Source organism: Paracoccus contaminans, assembly GCF_002105555.1.
Lineage (GTDB): Bacteria > Pseudomonadota > Alphaproteobacteria > Rhodobacterales > Rhodobacteraceae > Paracoccus > Paracoccus contaminans.
Map to the genome: position 1 here is coordinate 2,434,386 of NZ_CP020612.1, position 18,967 is coordinate 2,453,352.

General features: G+C 70.2%; 13 protein-coding genes, 1 tRNA gene, 1 pseudogene and 1 riboswitch. Of the genes and pseudogenes, 7 read left to right on the plus strand and 8 right to left on the minus strand.

The genetic code is table 11. The features are described from left to right. Positions 1–2 precede the first annotated feature (2 nt). Entirely contained in the window at positions 3–758 is a 756-nt protein-coding gene (gene phoU / locus B0A89_RS11610) for a phosphate signaling complex protein PhoU (RefSeq protein WP_085378290.1), read from the plus strand. Next, positions 755–1,444 (plus strand): phosphate regulon transcriptional regulator PhoB, encoded by a 690-nt coding sequence (gene phoB, locus B0A89_RS11615; protein ID WP_085378291.1) that lies wholly within the window; start codon positions 755–757, stop codon positions 1,442–1,444. The genes phoU and phoB overlap by 4 nt, the downstream gene beginning before the upstream one ends. 677 nt (positions 1,445–2,121) lie before the next feature. On the opposite strand, the gene tsf is transcribed toward phoB, so the two are convergent. Further along, positions 2,122–3,009, minus strand: coding sequence for a translation elongation factor Ts (tsf, locus tag B0A89_RS11620; RefSeq protein ID WP_085378292.1), 888 nt, complete (start codon positions 3,007–3,009; stop codon positions 2,122–2,124). Positions 3,010–3,082: 73 nt separating this feature from the next. After that, entirely contained in the window at positions 3,083–3,865 is a 783-nt protein-coding gene (gene rpsB, locus B0A89_RS11625) for a 30S ribosomal protein S2 (RefSeq protein ID WP_085378293.1), read from the minus strand. A gap of 383 nt (positions 3,866–4,248) precedes the next feature. On the opposite strand from rpsB, the gene B0A89_RS11630 reads away from it, so the two are divergent. Next, positions 4,249–4,325, plus strand: a tRNA-Arg gene (locus B0A89_RS11630). Between the two features lie 426 nt (positions 4,326–4,751). Here B0A89_RS11630 and B0A89_RS11635 read toward each other — a convergent pair. Further along, the gene (locus B0A89_RS11635) at positions 4,752–5,618 is read right to left on the minus strand and encodes an NAD(P)-dependent oxidoreductase (RefSeq protein WP_085378294.1); all 867 of its coding nucleotides are present in this window, start codon (positions 5,616–5,618) and stop codon (positions 4,752–4,754) included. Positions 5,619–5,738: 120 nt separating this feature from the next. Here B0A89_RS11635 and B0A89_RS11640 point away from each other — a divergent pair, with 120 nt between their 5' ends. Beyond that, positions 5,739–8,246 (plus strand): penicillin acylase family protein, encoded by a 2,508-nt coding sequence (locus B0A89_RS11640; RefSeq protein WP_085378295.1) that lies wholly within the window; start codon positions 5,739–5,741, stop codon positions 8,244–8,246. A 250-nt stretch (positions 8,247–8,496) separates the two neighbouring features. Here the strand turns inward: B0A89_RS11640 and metK are convergent, their stop codons facing one another. The 3 genes and pseudogenes from metK to B0A89_RS15465 all read right to left on the minus strand — a co-directional run. Further along, positions 8,497–9,663 (minus strand): methionine adenosyltransferase, encoded by a 1,167-nt coding sequence (metK, locus tag B0A89_RS11645; RefSeq protein ID WP_085378296.1) that lies wholly within the window; start codon positions 9,661–9,663, stop codon positions 8,497–8,499. A gap of 3 nt (positions 9,664–9,666) precedes the next feature. Beyond that, positions 9,667–9,718: riboswitch (SAM-SAH riboswitch) on the minus strand. Positions 9,719–9,754: 36 nt separating this feature from the next. Continuing rightward, the gene (gene lnt, locus B0A89_RS11650; RefSeq protein ID WP_085378297.1) at positions 9,755–11,326 is read right to left on the minus strand and encodes an apolipoprotein N-acyltransferase; all 1,572 of its coding nucleotides are present in this window, start codon (positions 11,324–11,326) and stop codon (positions 9,755–9,757) included. Positions 11,327–12,346: 1,020 nt separating this feature from the next. Continuing rightward, positions 12,347–14,005, minus strand: a pseudogene (locus B0A89_RS15465) (DEAD/DEAH box helicase); the annotation flags it as partial. A gap of 227 nt (positions 14,006–14,232) precedes the next feature. Between B0A89_RS15465 and argS the strand changes: the two are divergent. Beyond that, positions 14,233–15,981 carry an arginine--tRNA ligase gene (gene argS, locus B0A89_RS11660; RefSeq protein ID WP_085378298.1) on the plus strand — a complete coding sequence of 583 codons (1,749 nt, stop codon included), beginning with the start codon at positions 14,233–14,235 and terminating at the stop codon, positions 15,979–15,981. Between the two features lie 371 nt (positions 15,982–16,352). Here the strand turns inward: argS and B0A89_RS14710 are convergent, their stop codons facing one another. Next, the gene (locus B0A89_RS14710) at positions 16,353–16,646 is read right to left on the minus strand and encodes a hypothetical protein (RefSeq protein WP_157115331.1); all 294 of its coding nucleotides are present in this window, start codon (positions 16,644–16,646) and stop codon (positions 16,353–16,355) included. Between the two features lie 57 nt (positions 16,647–16,703). Between B0A89_RS14710 and B0A89_RS14715 the strand changes: the two genes are divergently transcribed. After that, a complete protein-coding gene (locus B0A89_RS14715) occupies positions 16,704–17,240 on the plus strand; it encodes an SPOR domain-containing protein (RefSeq protein WP_157115332.1) in 537 nt (178 codons plus the stop codon). A gap of 2 nt (positions 17,241–17,242) precedes the next feature. Beyond that, complete coding sequence (nagZ, locus tag B0A89_RS11670) at positions 17,243–18,274, plus strand: beta-N-acetylhexosaminidase (RefSeq protein WP_240558704.1); 1,032 nt, start codon at positions 17,243–17,245, stop codon at positions 18,272–18,274. Here the strand turns inward: nagZ and B0A89_RS11675 are convergent. Then, positions 18,258–18,953, minus strand: a complete 696-nt coding sequence (locus B0A89_RS11675; RefSeq protein ID WP_085378299.1) for an HAD-IA family hydrolase — start codon at positions 18,951–18,953, stop codon at positions 18,258–18,260. The genes nagZ and B0A89_RS11675 overlap by 17 nt on opposite strands. Between the last annotated feature and the right edge of the window lie 14 nt (positions 18,954–18,967).

The following is an 18,967-nucleotide window of genomic DNA, read 5'->3' on the forward strand; positions in this document are numbered from 1 at the left end:
CCATGTCGACATCGGACCGCCACATCGCCTCGGCCTTTGACCGGGATCTTGAAACCGTCCAGGCGCTTGTCATCAAGATGGGCGGTCTGGTCGAGACTGCCATCGTGGATGCGGCCACCGCGCTTGAGGCGCGCGATGACGAGCTGGCCGAGGATGTGCGCCGCCGCGACCGCGCGGTCGATGCGCTCGAGGCGCAGGTGAACGAGGAGGCGGCCCGGCTGATCGCCCTGCGCGCGCCCAACGCCACCGATCTGCGCGTCGTGCTGACCGTCATCAAGATTGCGGGCAGCCTGGAACGGGTCGGCGATTACGCCAAGAACATCGCCAAGCGGACCAATGTGCTGGCGCATATGCCGGTGATCGATGGCGCGGGCATGGCGCTGCGGCGGATGTCGAGCACCGTCGAGAAGATGATGAAGGATGCGCTGGACAGCTATGTCCACCGCGACGCGGCGCTGGCTGCCGATGTGCGGGCGCGCGATCTGGAAGTGGACCAGATGTATAACGCGCTGTTCCGCGAATTCCTCACCTACATGATGGAGGATCCGCGCAACATCACCACCTGCATGCATCTGCATTTCATCGCCAAGAACATCGAGCGGATGGGCGATCACGCGACCTCGATCGCCGAGCAGGTGCTGTATCTCGTCTCGGGCGCGCTGCCCGAAGAGCCGCGGCCCAAAAGCGAGAGCGTCATCCGCCCCTCCATCCCGAGCGAGCCGGGGGGCGCGGCGGCTGACCGGGGGGCCATGGGATGAGCGCGCAGCAACCCTGCGTGCTGCTGGTCGAGGACGAGGGCGTTCAACGCGAAGTCCTGACCTACAACCTTGATGCCGAGGGCTTCCGCGTGGTGTCGGCCGAAACGGGGGATGAGGCGCTGCTGCTGGTGGCCGAGGAATCCCCCGATCTGGTCCTGCTCGACTGGATGCTGCCCAATGTCTCGGGGATCGAGATCTGCCGCCGCATCAAGGCAGACCCGGAAAGCCGGCACATTCCGATCATCATGCTGTCTGCCCGTTCGGACGAGGATGACCGGGTGCGGGGGCTGGAAACCGGGGCGGATGACTATGTCGTCAAGCCCTATTCGGTGATCGAGCTGATGGCGCGGGTCCGCACCCAGCTGCGCCGCTCGCGCCCCACCACGATGGGCGAGCGGCTGAGTTTCCAAGACATCATCCTTGATTCGGGCGAACACCGGGTCTTCCGCGACGGCCGCGCCCTGCATCTGGGCCCGACCGAGTTCCGTCTGCTTTCCACGCTGATGGAACGCCCCGGCCGCGTCTGGACACGTGAGCAGTTGCTGGACCGCGTCTGGGGGCGCGACATCTATGTGGACAGCCGCACCATTGATGTTCATGTCGGCCGGCTGCGCAAGGCGCTGATGACGAATGGCGGTGTGAACCCGATCCGCACCGTCCGCGGCACCGGCTACGCCCTGGGATAAGGCGCGGCGCATCCGCGTTGCATCCCTTGGGCACGCAGGCCGGGCAGGGGACAAGCGATCCAGGCCCTGCAGGCAGGCCGCAGGCGCGGCATGGGCGCAGGACGGGCAAAGCGCAGCAGCACGCCCAAAGCCCCGCATCTTCGCAGGTGGGATGCAGCTTCTGCTGCATCCGCTTGATCCGGGCGCCTCATCTCACAGGGGCGCCTCGGCGTGACGCGGCATGGGCAAAAGCGCGGAGCATCGGCCGCAATGGGGCGGCGTCTTGCTAGCCGCGGGATCAAGATCGGCCGAATCAGGCAGCGCATGTAACGCCGTCGCCTGAGCAGGGCAGTTCTGATCTGCACCGGTCCTTTGCAACAGGCTTGCGTTCCGTTTGCGGGGATCAATGCATCGAACGGCCCGGCGCCAAGGCGCGGCCGCCGTCAGCAGCCAGGAAAGGCGCTATCGCCAGACCGGCGGAGCAATGCAAACGCGCTTTTATCATGGCCCGCTCGTGGCGGGCCAGTCGTCGGCGCCTTTGCCCAAGGCAGCTTGCGCCGCCCTGGCCTTCCATGGCCAAGGATCGGCGGCCCCGCGCCTTCGGAGCCTGCCTCATGCGCGTCGCTGCGCGCCTGCGGCAAGCAAGGGGCCGGCCCGCAAGGACCGGCCCCTCGGCCTGTGCTTTGGAAAAAAGGCGATCAGGCGCCGCGCAGGGTCTTGGCGACCTCGGCGGCAAAGTCTTCTTCTTTCTTCTCGATGCCCTCGCCGACAGCGACACGGGCATAGCCGGTCACCTGAAGGCCCGCGTCCTTGGCGGCCTGGGCCACGGTCACGTCGGGGTTGATGACGAATTTCTGCCCCAGCAGCGTCACTTCCTCGAAGAACTTGGCCATCCGGCCGACGATCATCTTTTCGATGACCGCATCGGGCTTGCCCGATTCGCGCGCCTGTTCGGTCAGGACGGATTTCTCGCGCTCGATCAGCGCCGGGTCCAGATCGGCCTCGGACAGCGAGGCGGGCGAGGTCGCGGCGATATGCATGGCGATCTGCTTGCCGATTTCCTGCGCCTTGGCAGCATCGCCCTTCAGCGCCACCAGCACGCCGATCTTGCCCATGTTGGGGGCGGCGGCGTTGTGGACATAGGACACCACCGTCTCGCCCGTGGTGGCGACCATGCGGCGCAGCGTCATGTTTTCGCCGATACGGGCGATGGCGTCAGTCAGCACTTCGGTGACCGGCTTGCCGTTCAGCTGCGCGCTGTTCAGCTCCTCGACCGAATCGACATCCAGCGCCGCTTCCGCGATGGCGCGGACCATCGACTGGAACTCTTCGTTCTTGCCCACGAAGTCGGTTTCCGAGTTCACCTCGACGGCCACGCCCTTGCCGTCCTGGACAGCCACGGCAACCAGCCCTTCGGCGGCGACACGGCCGGATTTCTTGGCGGCCTTGGCCAGACCCTTGGTGCGCAGCCAATCGACGGCGGCCTCCATGTCGCCCGAGGTTTCCTCAAGCGCCTTCTTGGCGTCCATCATCCCCGCGCCGGTCGATTCGCGCAGCTCTTTCACCATCGCGGCCGTGATAGCCATGGTCTTCTCCTTGTTGTCCAATGCGTCAGGCGGGGATTAGCCCCGCCTGATGAAAGTCCCGTGATGGCGCGGCTCAGGCGTCGGCTGTCTCGTCGGCCGTCTCGAAGCCGTCAAGATCCTCGGCCGGGGCCTCGGTCAGTGCGCCCAGATCGACACCCGCCGCCCCCATCTGGGCCGACATGCCGTCCAGCGCCGCACGGGCCACCAGATCGCAGTAAAGGGCAATGGCGCGCGCCGCGTCGTCATTGCCGGGGATGACATGGTCGATCCCCTTGGGCGAGCAGTTGGTGTCGACCACGGCGACAACCGGGATGCCCAGCTTGTTGGCCTCCTGCACCGCCAGGTCTTCCTTGTTCACGTCGATCACGAACAGCAGGTCGGGCAGGCCGCCCATGTCGCGGATGCCGCCCAGGCTGGCCTGCAGCTTGGCCTGCTCGCGCTCGATCCCCAGGCGTTCCTTCTTGGTCAGCCCCTCGGCGCCCGAGGCCATCGCCTCGTCGATCGCCTTGAGCCGCTGGATCGACTGGGACACCGTTTTCCAGTTGGTCAGCGTGCCGCCCAGCCAGCGGTGGTTCATGTAGAACTGCGCCGATTTCTCGGCCGCGTCGGCAACGGCCTTCTGCGCCTGCCGCTTGGTGCCGACGAACAGCACGCGCCCGCCCTTGGCAACGGTGTCGCGGATCGTCTGCAGGGCCTGGTCCAGCAGCGGGACCGTCTGGGTCAGGTCCAGGATGTGGATGCCGTTGCGTTCGCCGTAGATGTATTCCGCCATCCGCGGGTTCCAGCGCTGGGTCTGGTGGCCATAGTGAACGCCAGCTTCCAGCAGCTGACGCATGGAGTAATCGGGAAGCGCCATGCCTTTTCCTTTCCGGTTTGCGCCTGGGGCAGGGGTTTCAGGGATCGGCACGATCCCCAACCGGTGGACCTGAACGGATGTCTCCCGCCCAAGGCCCGCCCCCGCCTGTGAAGTGCGCGCCAGATAGGCGCTGGCGCGCGCCGATGCAAGGGGGAACGGACGGCCGGCGGCTGGGGCTGCAGGCCGGTGGAGCGCGCTGTGGCCATCAGGGCAGGGTCCTTGGGGCGAGCTCAGGGGCCATGCGCATGGTGCTGCACCTTGTCCGGGGCAGGGGCGCGGAACGATCATGGCGCCCTAGGCAGACCCGTTGCCGGCGTCAGTCGGCATGATCGACTGATTGGGGATTGACCCTGTCCCGTCTCAACGACTATCTGGTCCGCGATGCGCCCGTAGCTCAGCTGGATAGAGCGCCACCCTCCGAAGGTGGAGGCCACACGTTCGAATCGTGTCGGGCGCGCCATCCCCATTTGCCATGGCCCTTCTCGCCGCCCGGTCCTTGCCGGGGCTGGCCGATCATCAGTCATTATCCCCAGCCACAGCACCGTGCCGGCGGCATGCCCGCAGGCTGGGCTGGCCCTGGTTCCCGCAAGACTGCCCCGCCATGCGCTGTTGCGGCGGGGGTGCCGTCGATCAAGCGGGTGGTCAGGTGCTTACCGTCCGGGCCGGGGCCATCCTCGCTGTGCCAGCACCGCCCGCCTTGGCCGGCGGATGATCTGGCTGCGCTTCAGCTGACAGGGCGGCGCGGGCTGGCTTCCTTGCCCTGGCGCCGGCTGATGAAGGCCAGGGCGGGCAAGCTGTTCCCTTGCCGCGGCGCAGCCTGCCCGCCGCAAGGAACGATCTCTGCCGCGCGGCGGAACGCCTGCCGGCCCCGATGCGGGCGGACGGCTCAGCGCCGCAGCCGCGCGATCAGGGACGAGGTGTCCCAGCGCCCGCCGCCCATGCCCTGAACGTCCTTGTAGAACTGATCAACCAGGGCGGTAACGGGCAGGGCTGCGCCGTTCTCGTCTGCGGCCGCCAGACAGATGCCCAGATCCTTGCGCATCCAGTCCACCGCAAAGCCGAAGTCGAACCGGCCCTCGGCCATCGTGGCGTGGCGGTTCTGCATCTGCCAGCTGCCGGCGGCACCCTGGCTGATGACCTCGACCACGGCCGGGATCGACAGGCCGGCACGCTCGGCGAAGTTCAGCGATTCGGCCAGCCCCTGGACCAGCCCGGCAATGGCGATCTGGTTGGCCATCTTGGCCAGTTGCCCTGCGCCGCTATCGCCCATGCGGCGGCAGATACGGGCATAGGCGGCGATCACCGGCTCGGCCGCGGCATAGTCGGCCTCGGTCCCCCCGCACATCACCGAAAGCTGCCCGTTCTCGGCCCCCGCCTGGCCGCCCGATACGGGCGCGTCCACAAAGCCCAGGCCCTGCTCGCGGGCGGTGTCCGACAGCGCGCGCGTCACGCGGGCCGACACCGTCGTGTGATCGACGAAGATCGCCCCGGCCCGCATGCCCGAAAAGGCGCCGTCATCTCCAAGGCAGACCTGCCGCAGGTCGTCATCATTGCCCACGCAGGCCATGACGAAATCGGCCCCCTGCGCGGCCTCGCGCGGGGCGGCGGCGGCGGTGCCCCCATGCAGGCCGACCCATGCCGCGGCCTTGGCAGGGGTGCGGTTATAGACGGCTACCGCATGGCCCGCCGCAGCCAGATGCCCGGCCATGGGAAAGCCCATGACCCCCAGTCCCACAAACGCCACCCTTGCCATGCGCTCTCATCCATCGCTGCGTTGAATTGCCGCCCAAGCTGCCCTATCAGCCTGACACAATCCATGCCCTTCGGGCCGATCCGGCCCCGCCCCCGCCCATCCGAGGATGATACTCTCTTCATGCTGACGCTGTTTCGCTGGCTCGTCAGGCTGACGATCGGGCTGATGATCGGGCTGGTCGCGGCTGCGGCGCTGGCGTGGTATTTCGCCGTCCGCTCGCTGCCCGACTATGATGCGACGATCAGCCTGCCCGGTCTGGACCAGCGGGTCGAGATCGTCCGCACCACCGAGGACGTGCCCCATATCCTCGCCGCGACCGACCATGACGCCTTTTTCGCGCTGGGATTTGCCCATGCGCAGGACCGGCTGTTCCAGATGGTCGTCCTGCGCCGGGCCGCGCAGGGCCGCCTGGCCGAGATGTTCGGAGAGCGCGCCTATGCCGGCGACGACCTGGCCCGCCGGTTGGGGCTGTGGCGCAATGCCCAGGCCTCGCTGGCGGCGCAGGACGCCGCGACCCGTGCGGCGCTGACGGCCTATGCGGACGGGGTGAATGCCTGGGTCGAACAGGTCAATGCCGGGGCGCGCGGGCGCGGCGCGCCCGAATTCTTCATCCTGCCCGGCGACATCGCCTATTGGCAGCCCGCCGATTCGCTGGCCATCCTCAAGCTGGTGGCGGCCGGAACCAGCGCGCAGGCGCAGGCCGAGGTGCTGCGCGCGCAGGTATCGCTGGCCGTGCCGCAAAGGGCGGGCGATCTGGTGGACGCACCTGACGAGCCGCCCTTGCCCCGCTACGCTGGGCTGTTCGGACCCGAGGCGCGCTTTGCGCCGCAGCAGGCCGGGGTGGACACTGATTTTGCGGACCGCCTGCTGGGCTATGTCGCGCCCGAGGCAGGCGCCTCGGCCAACGGCTTTGCCGCGGCGGCCGAACGCACCGCCGCCGGGGCGCCAATCCTGGCCAATGATCCGCATGTCGCGCTGACCGCGCCGTCGCTGTGGTATCTGGCGCGTCTGGACCTGCGGTCCGGCAGCGTCATCGGCGGCACGATACCGGGCATCCCCGCGATCCTTTCGGGCCGCAATCCGACCCTGGCCTGGGGGCTGACCCCTGCCTGGGTGGATGACCAGGATCTGGTGATGGAGGAGGTGCAGCCCGGCGCACCGGAACGCTATCTCTCCAGCGGCGGATGGCGCGATTTCACCACCGCCGAAGAGGTGATCCGCGTGCGCGACGGCGGCACCCACCGGATCACGCTGCGCGAAAGCGAGGCCGGGCCAGTGATCCCGCCGGCGCATCTGGGCCTCGCCGCGGTGACGCCTGCGGGTTTCGTGCCGGCGCTGCGCTGGACCGGCCTGTCGGGCACCGACACGACGATGAGCGCGCTGATCGCCCTGATGGCGGCCCCCGATCGCACCGCGGCGATCCGGGCGTCGGAGGGCATCATCGCCCCGGCTGTCGAGCTGACGCTGGCCGAGCGGGGGGGTGTGGCGCAGGTCCTGGCAGGGGCGGTGCCGCTGCGGCCGGCCGATCACCCCACGAGCGGGCGGATGCCGGCCCCTGGCCGCAGCGCTGCGGCCCGCTGGGACGGTTTCCTGCCCCCCTCCGATCCTGCCCGCATCACGGCGCCGGCCGAGGGGATCGTGGCTGCGACCGGCGCTGCGACAGGGGCCGCGCCGGGCGCAGAGGAGGCGGGTGCAGGTGTCTCGCCCAAGGGCGCGGGCTTGCAGATCGGGTATGACCGCGACGAGCCGCTGCGCCTGGCGCGGTTGCAGCGTCTGCTGGCGGCCCGCGAGATCCATTCCCGCGAAAGCTTCATCGACGCCCAGCTTGACACCGTCAGCCCGGCGGCGCGCGCGCTGCTGCCGCTGATCGGGGCGAATCTGTGGTTCACGGGCGAGCCTGCCGCCCCCGGCACCCCCGAGCGCCAGCGCCAGGATGCGCTTGCGCTGCTGGCGCAATGGGACGGCGACATGGGCGAGCATCTGCCCGAGCCGCTGATCTATTCCGCATGGATGGGCCAGCTTCAGGATCGGCTGGTGCGGGACGAGCTGGGCGTGGCTGCCGACGCGGTCGCCGGGCAGCTTCGGCCCGCCTTCATCGACCGGGTGTTTCGCAACACCGGCAATGCCGGCATCTGGTGCGATGTGGTGCAGTCCGCGCCCGTCGAGGATTGCACGACCATCGCCCGCATGGCGCTGGATGGCGCGCTGGTAGAGCTGACCGCCCGTTTCGGACCGGATGTGGCCAGCTGGCGCTGGGGCGATGCGCACATGGCCCGGCACGAACATCCTGCCCTGGGGCGGGTTCCGGTGCTGGGCTGGGCGGTCAGCCTGGTGCAGTCGATCTCGGGCGACGGCTCAAGCCTTGCACGGGCGGGCACCATCGGCACCGGGCGCGATCCATGGCGGGCGGTGACGGGGGCGGGCTTTCGCGGCGTCTATGACCTGTCCGACCCGGACAGTTCGGTGTTCATCATCTCGACCGGTCAGTCAGGCCACCCGCTCTCGCGCCATTACGATGATCTGGCGGAACGGTGGCGGCGCGGCGAATACATCACCATGTCGCTGGACCCGACGCTGGCGCGGGCCGGGGCATTGGGCGTGACCTGGCTGGAGCCCGCGCAGCAATAGGCGCGCCCGATGCCGCCCCGCCGGGGCCGGACGGTGTGTCGATGGCCGCCGGTTCCGTGCGGGTGGGGGCGCCCCTGGCGGCGCGCCGTGCGGCACCGCCAGAGACAGGGCCTGCCCGGCCGGTCAGGCGGAAAGGCAGCCTTCCCTAGCACCAGCGGGCACGGCCTGCCCTCATCGAGGCAGGCCGGCCTTGCGGGGATTCGCGCCCGGCCGCAGCCGCAAGGCGGCCGGACGGTGCTGGCTGCCTGCCTCAGACCGCCTTTTTCAGCGCCTCGGCCAGATCGGTGCGTTCCCAGGAAAAGCCGCCATCCGCCTCGGGTGCGCGGCCGAAATGGCCATAGGCGGCGGTGCGGCGATAGATGGGCCGGCACAGGTTCAGATGCTCGCGGATGCCGCGGGGGGTCAGGTCCATCACCGTGCCAAGCGCATGTTCGATCACCGCATCGGGCACCTGGCCGGTGCCGAAGGTGTCGGCATAAATCGACAGCGGCGCAGCCACCCCGATCGCATAGGACAGCTGGATCACGCAGCGCTGCGCCAGCCCGGCCGCGACCACGTTCTTGGCCAGATAGCGCGCCGCATAGGCGGCCGAACGATCCACCTTGGTCGGGTCCTTGCCCGAAAAGGCGCCCCCGCCATGGGCAGCGGCCCCGCCATAGGTGTCCACGATGATCTTGCGGCCCGTCAGCCCCGCATCCCCGTCCGGCCCGCCGATCACGAAGATGCCCGTCGGGTTGACGTGCCAGACGGTTTCATCCGTCAGCCAGCCGTCGGGCAGCACTTCGCGCACATAAGGCTCCACGATGGCGCGGATGTCCTCCGATGTCTGCGTCTCGTCATGGTGCTGGTGGCTGACGACGATCTGGGTGACGCCCACCGGCTTGCCGTCCTCATAGCGCACCGACAGCTGCGATTTGGCGTCGGGGCCCAGCGTCGGCTCGGCCCCCGCATGGCGCGCCTGGGCCAGTCGGCGCAGGATCGCATGGGCATACTGGATCGGCGCGGGCATCAGCTCGGGCGTCTCGTCCACCGCATAGCCGAACATGATCCCCTGGTCGCCGGCGCCGTCCTTGTCCACGCCTTGCGCGATATGGGCCGACTGCTGGTGCAGGAAGTTCATCACATGGCAGGTGTTCCAGTGGAACTTTTCCTGCTCATACCCGATGTCGCGGATGACGTTGCGGGCGATTTCGGGAATGCGCCCCATCATCGCCGTCAGGCGGTCCTTGTCCTTGAGGCCGATCTCGCCGCCGATGACCACCATCCCCGATGTGGCGAAGGTTTCACAGGCGACGCGGGCCTGTTCCTCCTCGGTCAGCAGGGCGTCCAGGACGGCGTCCGAGATCTGGTCGCACAACTTGTCGGGATGCCCCTCCGAGACGGACTCGGAGGTGAAGACGTAGTTCTTGCGGGACATGAGCGCTCCGATAAGGTTAACGCCAACCCACGCCAGGAAGCCGTTGTGGGGGCGCAAGCGTGGCATTAGGCCACGGGGCAGGGCGCGTCAATCAAGGGTTGCGGGCGCCCGGCAGGGCCCGCCTGATCCGCCCGCGGCGCAGCATCAATCCCCCCAGCGCCAGGGCCAGCAGCGCCAGGGCCGGCGCATCGCCCCAACGCCACCACAGCGTCGGCGCCAGCGCCGCGGGCAGGCGCGCATCGATCACCCCCGCCTGGCCCAGCGGCAGGCTGCCGCGCACCCGCCCGCGGGCGTCAATCGCCGCCGAGATGCCGGTGTTGGCCGCCCGCAGCAGCGGCAGCCCGGTCTCGATCGCGCGCAGCCGGGCCTGCGCCAGATGCTGATAAGGCCCCGTCCAGGTTCCGAACCAGGCGTCATTGGTGATCTGCACCAGCCAGGCCGGCCGGGGCAGGCCGCGGCCGCGTGCCAGATCATGCTCGAAAATCGCCTCATAGCAGATCAGCGGCTGGAACGGCGGCAGGCCGGGCAGCGTCAGCACCTGCGGCCCGGCGCCGGCGCTGTAGCCGTTGCCCTGCCGGGCGGCAAAGGCGCCGATGCCGATCCGCGCCAGCGCATCGCCCCATGGGATATATTCGCCAAAGGGCACCAGATGGAACTTGTCATAGACCGCGCCGATGGCGGCGTCCGGGGTCAGCACGGCAAGGCTGTTGAACCAGCGCCCGTCCTCGCCCCGCTGGATGCCGGCAAGCACCGGGGCGCCCGCGGCGGCGGCGATCTCGGGCAGGGCCGGACCGGCCTCGTTCAGCAGGAAGGGCACGGCGGTTTCCGGCCATATCACGGCAGCCGGCCGCCCTGTCCCCAGCCGGGGATCAAGCGGCAGGGCCGACAGCTCGAGCAGGCGGGCGTGGAAGACGGGCGCCCATTGCGCGCTCCACTTCAGGGTCTGATCGGCGTTCGGCTGTACCAGGCGTATGATATGCCCGTTGTCAGCAGGCAGCGGCCCGGCAAGCCGGGCCAGCCCCGCGAACCACGCCGCCGCAACCAGCATCGCGGCCAGAACCGCGCCCCGCAGCCCGCCGCGCAGGCCGTGTCCGCCGTGCAGCGCGCTGGCCGGCAGGACGGCGGCCGCCATCGTCAGGGCCGACAGCCCCAGCGCGCCACCCCAGGCAGCCAGCTGCGCCACCGGCGTTCCGATCCAGACATGGCCCGTCAGCGCCCAGGGAAAGCCGGTGAAAAGCCAGCCGCGCAGCCAGTCCGATAGGACAATCCCCAGCGCAAGCGCCATGGCCCGGCCCGGTGCATCCGCGCCCAGCCGATGCGCCACCCAGGCAGGCGCGGCCCAGAACAGCCCGCCCCCCATGGCCATCAGGACCAGCGCAAAGGGCGCCATCCAGCCATAGATATCGGCCTCGACCAGGAATGGCTGGATGATCCAGAACAGGGCGAGGGCGAAATGGCCCGCGCCCATCGCCAGCGCGCGGAACGCCGCCGCGCGGGGCGAGGGCGCGGCGGCAACCCGCCACAGCATCGCGGCCAGTGCGGCCAGCGTGACCGGCCACAGCCCCCAGGGCGCCTGCCCCAGCGCCGCGCAGGCGCCAAGCGCCACCTCGGCCGCCAGGCGGGGCAGGAACGCGGCGCGCCGTGATGCGCGACGGCCCGTCATGCGGCGATCCGGTTCTGCCCCTCAGGCCTGATCGGAAGCGGAGGGGTCATGCTCCGCCTCGGGCAAGCCCGCGGCTTCGCCCTTGGCACGCCGCTTGCGCGCCGCTTTCGTCACAGGATCGCCCGCAGGATCGACCGTCTGGTCCGAGGGCTGGCCGGCGGGTTGATGCGGGGCAGGGATGCCCTGCGCGGATGCATCCGGGGCGGGCGCATCCGGGGCGTTGCCGGCAGCGGCGCGCGGCTTGCGCGGGGCGCGCGCGCGGCGGGGCGCGGGGGCGGGGGCGGCGCCCTCATCCGCTGGCGGCACGGCGGCCAGCGCCGCGCCATCTGCCGTCGCCATGTCCGCAGCCGCCCCATCTGCGGCTGCCTTGGCCGTTCCGGCCTTGGCTGCCCGGCCCTTGGCAGGCCCCTTGCGGGATGCCGCGCCCTTGGCCGCCCGGCGGCCCTTGGCGGGAGCCTGCTTGGCAGCCGCGCCTTCGGCGCTGTCCTCTGCTTCGGCGGCGTCGGGCAGGGGCCCAAGGCTGCCATCCTCGATCGCGGCAGCCGCGTCACGTTCCTCGGGCAGGGCATCGGCCGGCAGGGCTTCTGTCGGCACCGCAGGTTCGGCAGCGGGGGACAGGGTCATGTCGGGCTGTGCTGCCTCGGCTTCCTCGGGCAGGGAAGCGGCAGGTTCCTTCCTGCGCCGGCGCGGACCGCGCGACTTGGAAGGCTTGTCGCCCGCCAAAGGCGCATCGGTCGAGGCCTGCCCCGTTGCGGCTGCTTCCGTTTCCGCTTCGCCGCCTTCATCCCGGGCTTCGGCCATGTCGCCGATCGCGCCATCGCCGCGCGCATCGGCAGGGTCGGGGCGGGCGGGCTGTGCGTCGGTCGCATCGGCATCACCGCCGCCCTCGGCCTCCTGCAGGGGCAATGCCGCATCATCCGCATTGGCGGGGCGAAGCCCTGCCTCGGCGGCAGGACCCTCGCCGGACCTGCGCCCCCGGCCGCGACGCGTGCGGCCGCGGGGGGCGGTGCCTTCCTCGGCCGGCGCCCCATCGGTGCTTGAGGCATCGCCCGCGGGCCGCGCCGCGGCCGCAGAGGCGCGCGCCTCGGTCACCGCAAGCGCCTGGGCAAAGCTGCTGGTCATGAAGTCGGGCACCATCTCGCCAAAGCCGACCACGGCCGGGCCGCGGTCGCGGTCACGGCCCCGTTCACGGCGCTCGGCGCCCTGTTCGGCGCGGCCGGCCTGTTCAGGACGGGCGGTCTGTTCTGCGCGGATCGCCGGTTCGCTTGCGCGGCGGCTGTCGCGGCGCTCGGCTGCGCCATCATCGCGGCGCGCCTCGGGGGTGGGCCGTTCGGCGCGGGGGGCCGGCTCGGTCTGGGCGGCAGCGGTGGGCGCGGTTGCGGCCGGAGGGGCCGCCGCATCGGCGCGGCGATTGCGCGAACGGGTCCGGCTGAGGCTGCGCTCGCGCCCGCCGCGTTCCGCGCCCCGGCCTTCGCGCTCGCTCGGGGCCGACCGGGCGGCCTCGGACAGGCTGAAGCCCTCGGGCAGGGGGACACGGGGCAAGGTCTGCTTGACCAGAGCCTCGATGGCCGCGAGATATTTCTCGTCCGACGGGGTCGCGATCGAGAATGCGGTGCCCTGGCGTCCGGCCCGCCCTGTGCGGCCGATGCGGTGGACGTAATCCTCGGCATGGCTGGGCAGATCGAAGTTGAACACATGGCTGACCGCCGGGATGTCGAGCCCGCGCGCCGCCACGTCCGAGGCGACCAGGAACCGCAGCGTGCCTTCGCGGAACCCGTCCAGCGTCTGCATGCGCACGCGCTGGTCCAGATCGCCGTGGATCGGCGCCGCGTCATAGCCATGCGCCTTGAGCGACTTGGCGACGATGTCCACCTCGGTCTTGCGGTTGCAGAAGATGATAGCGTTCTTCAGCCCCCCCGATTCCGTCTCCGGGCCTTCGGCGTCGATCAGCGCGCGCAGCAGCTCGCGCTTTTGCTTGGCGGTCTGGTCCTTGCGGGTGGGGGTCAGCTCGACGAGCTTCTGCGTGATCGTCTCGGAGGTGGTGGCCTGGCGGGCGACCTCGATCCGTTCGGGGGCGTGCAGGAAGGTATTGGTGATGCGCTCGATCTCGGGCGCCATGGTGGCGGAAAAGAACAGCGTCTGGCGCGTGAAGGGTGTCAGCTGGAAGATACGTTCGATATCGGGGATGAAACCCATGTCGAGCATCCGGTCCGCCTCGTCCACGACCATGATCTGCACGCCGGTCAGCAGCAGCTTGCCGCGTTCGAAATGGTCCAGCAGCCGGCCGGGCGTGGCGATCAGCACATCGACGCCGCGGTCGATCAGCTTGTCCTGCTCGCCAAAGCTGACCCCGCCGATCAGCAGCGCCTTGGTCAGCCGGGTGTGCTTGGCATAGACATCGAAGTTTTCGGCCACCTGGGCGGCCAGTTCGCGCGTGGGGCACAGCACAAGGCTGCGCGGCATGCGCGCCCGCGCCCGGCCACGGCCCAGCAGGGTGATCATCGGCAGGGTGAAGCTGGCGGTCTTGCCCGTTCCGGTCTGGGCGATGCCCAGCACGTCCCGTCCTTCCAGCGCCGGGGGGATCGCGCCGGCCTGAATCGGCGTCGGGTTCTCATAGCCCGCCTCGGCGATGGCCTGCAGCACCTTGGGGTCGAGCTTGAGATCGGAGAATTTCGTCATGAGGGTCTTTCGCATCAGGGAACGTAGCGGTCCGATGCGCCCGGCCGGGCGCGGTCACGGGACGCAGCTGATCCAAGCGCCCCTCGGCTGCCCGCCGAATGCGGGCTCAGCGCCCCTAGCGCGAAATGACGATGGCGTCAATTCGGCTTGCCCGGCGCGCCATTCGCCGCGGTTGCGGCGCGCGCCCCGCTTCGCTATCGCAGGGCCATCCGCTGACAGAGTGAGCCATGAACCCTTTCGCCGACATCCGCGCGCTCGTCCTCGATGCGCTCAACGCCATGACCGCTGCCGGCAGCCTGCCCGGCGGGCTGGATTTCGCCGCCGTCGCGGTCGAGCCGCCCCGCGATGCGGCCCATGGCGACATGGCGACGAATGCGGCGATGGTGCTGGCCCGGCCCGCCGGGATGAAGCCGCGCGACATCGCCGAGGATCTGGCCGGGCGGCTGGCGGCCGATCCGCGCGTCACCTCTGCCGAGGTGGCTGGTCCGGGCTTTCTGAACCTGCGCCTGGCCGGTGATTTCTGGCGCGGGGTGGTCGGGGCGGCATTGGCCGCCGGCGCCGATTACGGCCGCATTCCGGCAGGACAGGGCGCGCGCATCAATGTCGAGTTCGTCAGCGCCAACCCCACCGGGCCGATGCATGTCGGCCATATGCGCGGCGCGGTCTTTGGCGACGCGCTGGCCAACCTGCTGGCCTTTGCCGGCAACGAGGTGACGCGCGAATACTATGTCAACGACGGCGGCGCGCAGGTCGATGTGCTGGCGCGCTCGGCCTATGAACGCTACCGCGAGGCCCATGGCTTCGATCCGCAGATCGCCGAGGGGCTGTATCCGGGCGACTATCTGATTCCGGTCGGGCAGGCGCTCAAGGCGCGTTACGGCGACAGCCTGCTGGAGCGGCCCGAATCCGAATGGCTGGCCCAGGTGCGCGATTTCGCCGCCGCCGCGATGATGGACATGATCCGCGACGACCTGGCCCTGCTGGGCGTGACGATGGATGTCTATTCCTCGGAAAAGGCCCTCTATGGCACCGGCCGGATCGAGGCCGGGATCGCCCGCCTGCAAGAGGCCGGCCTGATCTACGAGGGCACCCTCGAGCCGCCCAAGGGCAAGCTGCCCGACGACTGGGAAGCGCGCGAGCAGACGCTGTTCCGTTCCACCGCCTTCGGCGACGATGTTGACCGCCCGGTCAAGAAATCGGATGGCAGCTGGACCTATTTCGCGCCCGACATCGCCTATCACTGGGACAAGATCGACCGCGGGTTCGACCAGCTCATCAACATCTTCGGTGCGGACCACGGGGGCTATGTCAAGCGGCTGACGGCGGTGGTGCAGGCGCTGTCGGGCGGCCGGGTGCCGCTGGACATCAAGCTTGTGCAGCTGGTGCGGCTGTTCAAGAACGGCGAGCCGTTCAAGATGTCCAAGCGCGCGGGCACCTTCGTCACGCTGCGCGACGTGGTGGAACAGGCCGGCCGCGACGTGACGCGCTTTCACATGCTGACGCGCAAGAACGACGCGGCGCTGGATTTTGATTTCGACAAGGTGCTGGAACAGTCCAAGGACAACCCGGTCTGGTATGTCCAGTATGCCAGCGCGCGCATCCATTCTGTCCTGCGCCGGGCGGGCGAGGCGGGGCTGGATCTGTCCGACGAGGCGCTGGGCAGGGCGGATCTGACGGGCCTTGACCATCCTGCCCAGGCGGCGCTGATCCGCAAGCTCGGCGAATGGCCCCGCACCGTCGAGATCGCCGCCCGCGCCCATGAGCCGCACAGGATCGCCTTCTATCTGTACGAGCTTGCTTCGGAATGGCACGGGTTCTGGAATCGCGGCAATGACGAGCCGGCGCTGCGCTTTGTCACCGAAGGGGATGACCCGGCAGCAACAGCGGCGAAAATCGCGCTGGCGCGGGCCGTCGGCGTTGTCATTTCGGCGGGTTTGGGTATCTTGGGCGTGACTCCGGCAACGGAAATGCGCTGACGGGCCGCAAGGCGTGACAAGGCGCGGCCTGCCGGCAGGAACGAGCGGTCAATGACAGCCGGGACAACCCGGTGGACAGGCAGGAAAACAACGATGACGGTGCTGGACTTCCGTTCTGGCCGCTATGCGGACCCGCACGAGGGCTATGCTGCGCAAGGCGATGACGCGCATGCGGCCCACTGGACCTCTCGCCGCGCCGCCGCGCCGGACTGGCAGGACGAGGACGAATGGGACGACTCGCGCCATGCCGGCGCCTATGCGGCCCGCCTGACCGACCGCCCCGGCATGCTGGCGGGCGTGGCGCGGCTGACCCATTATGTCGGCGCGCTGGTATCGGTGGCGCTGATGGCGGCGCTGGCCATCTGGGGCTATCAACTGGTCGTGCGCGATGTCTCGGGCGTTCCGGTGATCCGCGCGGTCGAGGGCGATGCCCGCGTGGCCCCCGAGGAACCGGGCGGAGAGCTGACCGACCGCACCGGCCTTGCCGTCAACAATGTCGCCGCGGGCGAAAAGGCCCCGCCCGCCGAACGGGTGGCGATCGCGCCGGCCCCGACCGCCCTTGACGGACAGGACGTGGCCATGGGTGAACTGGGCGCCTCTGCCCAGCCGCCCGTCATCGCCGACGAGGCGCCGGCTGACGAATCGCAGGCCCCGGTCATCGCCATGACAGATCGCCAGGCAGCCGAACGGGCGGCCGAAGCGGCACGCGCGGCCACCCCCCGGTGGCGCAGATCGCCCCGGCGGACCGGCAGGCGGATGCAGGCAGCCAGGATCTGGCCATCACCGCCGCGCTGGCCGAGGCGGGCGCCGCCCCGGCGGTCACGACGCCGACGCGTCCCCTGCCGCGGCCGCGCCGCATCGCGGCCTCGAACGCCGCGCCGGCGGCCGCGGCAAGCGCGCCGCCCGCCCTCGCCCCCATGGCCGCAAGCGCCGATGCAGCGGCTGCCCCGGATGCCGCGGCGGTGCCCGCCCCCGCAGCCGTCCTCGCCAAAACGGCGCCTGTGGAAACGGGCGCACCCCTTGTTCAGATCGGGGCCTTTGATTCGGGCGCCATCGCCGAAAGCGAATGGAGCCGGGTTTCCGGCCGCTACAGCGACCTTTTCGCGGGCAAGGCGCCGGTCGTGCAGGAACACAAGGCGGGTGGGCGCACCTTCTATCGCCTGCGCATCGCCGGCTTCGGATCACGCGAGGATGCGCGCAAGTTCTGCGCCGCCCTCATCGCCGCAGGAACCGACTGCATCCCGGCCGTCGCCAAGTGAGCCTGCCGTCCTCTGCGGGCTCGGCCCTGCCCGCCACGGGCGGGGCCTTCTCGTCCCCCGGCGCCACCATCCTGGGGGTCGAGGGCCTGACGCTGGGCGCGGATGAGCGGTCCTTTCTGCGCGAGGCCGATCCCTGGGGTTTCATCCTCTTCGCCCGCAACGTCGACAGCCCCGACCAGCTTCGCCGCCTGACCGGCGATCTGCGCGATGCCGTCGGGCGCGACGCCGTGGTGATGACCGACCAGGAAGGCGGGCGTGTTCAGCGCCTGCGCGCCCCGCACTGGACCGACTGGCCCCCGGCGCTTGACGGGGCGGCAGACGGCGCGCGTGCGGTCGAGTTGCGTCACCGCCTGATGGGCCAGGAATTGCGCGCCGTGGGAATCGACGCCGATGCCGCCCCCTGCCTCGACATCGCCGATGCGGCCACCCACCCGTTTCTGCGGGATCGTTGCTTTGGCACCGATGCGGCCAGCGTGGCGCAGATGGGCCGGGCGGCGGCACGGGGGCTGCTGGCGGCGGGCGTGCTGCCCATCGTCAAGCACATGCCTGGGCATGGCCGCACGCGGGTGGACAGCCATCACGACCTGCCGGTGCTGGACATCGACCTGGAAGCCCTGGACAGGACGGATTTCGCCCCCTTCCGCGCGCTTGCCGACCTGCCCATGGGGATGACGGCGCATATCCGCCTGACGGCCCTGGACCAGCGGCCTGCGACCGCTTCGCCCGCGGCCATCGCGCTGATCCGTGACCGGATCGGCTTTGGTGGGCTGCTGATGACCGACGACATCGGGATGAACGCGCTGACCGGCACGCCGGCCGAGCGGGCCGCGGCGGCGCTGGGGGCGGGCTGCGATCTGGTGCTGGCCTGCAACCTGACGCGCGCAGAGTTCGAAGCGGTCGCCGGGGCGGCGGGCCGGATGTCCCCCGCGGCGATGGCGCGGGGCGAGGCGGCGCTGGCGCGCCGCGGCCCCCCCGACCCATGCCCGCCGGCCGAGCTGCGCGCCATGCTGGCCGCCCTTACCCCAAGGGCCTGAGCCACCCCCGCGCCAGCGCGGGCAGCGCCTCGAACCCCGCCAGCACCGCATCAGGCGCGAGCCGGGCAACGCCATCCCCTTCGGGGCCGAAGCCGACCAGCGCGACCCGCACCCCGCTGGCCCGCGCGGTCCTCAGGTCGGTTTCCGTATCGCCCACCAGGAACGAGCGGGCGACCGTCCCGCCGGCCCGTTCCACCGCCGCGGCATAGCATCGAGGGTCGGGCTTGCGCACGGGCAGCGTATCGGCCGCGACCATCGCCGCAAAGCGGTCGCGGATACCCAGCGCCCTCAGCAGCTTTTCGGCAAGCGCGCCCGGCTTGTTCGTGCAGACCGACAGGATGAAGCCATCCGCCGCCAGCGCCTCAAGCGCGGCGGTCACGCCGGGATAAAGCGTCGTGGACCGGGCGATGCAGCCGTCATAGAAGGCCAGCAGGCGCGGATAATCCTCATCCTCGGCGCCCGGGGGGATCAGCCTGTCTGCGCCCGCCCGCCCGTATCCCGCGCGCAGCATGGCCCGCCCGCCGTGAAAGGCGATCCCGGTGTCATGCCTGGCATCCAGCAGGTCGCCCAGGCCCCGCGCCCGGAAGCAGGCATTGGCCGCCGCGATCAGGTCTGCCGCCGTATCGGCCAGCGTTCCGTCCAGATCGAACACCACCGTGCCGGGATCGTTCTTCATCATCCGTAACCTTCCGT

Coding starts and splice junctions, on each gene's coding strand:
- phoU (WP_085378290.1), top strand. CDS start 3: ATGTCGACATCGGACCGCCACATCGCCTCGGCCTTTGACCGGGATCTT.
- B0A89_RS11675 (WP_085378299.1), bottom strand. CDS start 18,953: ATGATGAAGAACGATCCCGGCACGGTGGTGTTCGATCTGGACGGAACG.
- metK (WP_085378296.1), bottom strand. CDS start 9,663: ATGTCCCGCAAGAACTACGTCTTCACCTCCGAGTCCGTCTCGGAGGGG.
- lnt (WP_085378297.1), bottom strand. CDS start 11,326: ATGACGGGCCGTCGCGCATCACGGCGCGCCGCGTTCCTGCCCCGCCTG.
- rpsB (WP_085378293.1), bottom strand. CDS start 3,865: ATGGCGCTTCCCGATTACTCCATGCGTCAGCTGCTGGAAGCTGGCGTT.
- phoB (WP_085378291.1), top strand. CDS start 755: ATGAGCGCGCAGCAACCCTGCGTGCTGCTGGTCGAGGACGAGGGCGTT.
- tsf (WP_085378292.1), bottom strand. CDS start 3,009: ATGGCTATCACGGCCGCGATGGTGAAAGAGCTGCGCGAATCGACCGGC.
- B0A89_RS14710 (WP_157115331.1), bottom strand. CDS start 16,646: ATGGCGATGACCGGGGCCTGCGATTCGTCAGCCGGCGCCTCGTCGGCG.
- B0A89_RS11635 (WP_085378294.1), bottom strand. CDS start 5,618: ATGGCAAGGGTGGCGTTTGTGGGACTGGGGGTCATGGGCTTTCCCATG.
- argS (WP_085378298.1), top strand. CDS start 14,233: ATGAACCCTTTCGCCGACATCCGCGCGCTCGTCCTCGATGCGCTCAAC.
- B0A89_RS11640 (WP_085378295.1), top strand. CDS start 5,739: ATGCTGACGCTGTTTCGCTGGCTCGTCAGGCTGACGATCGGGCTGATG.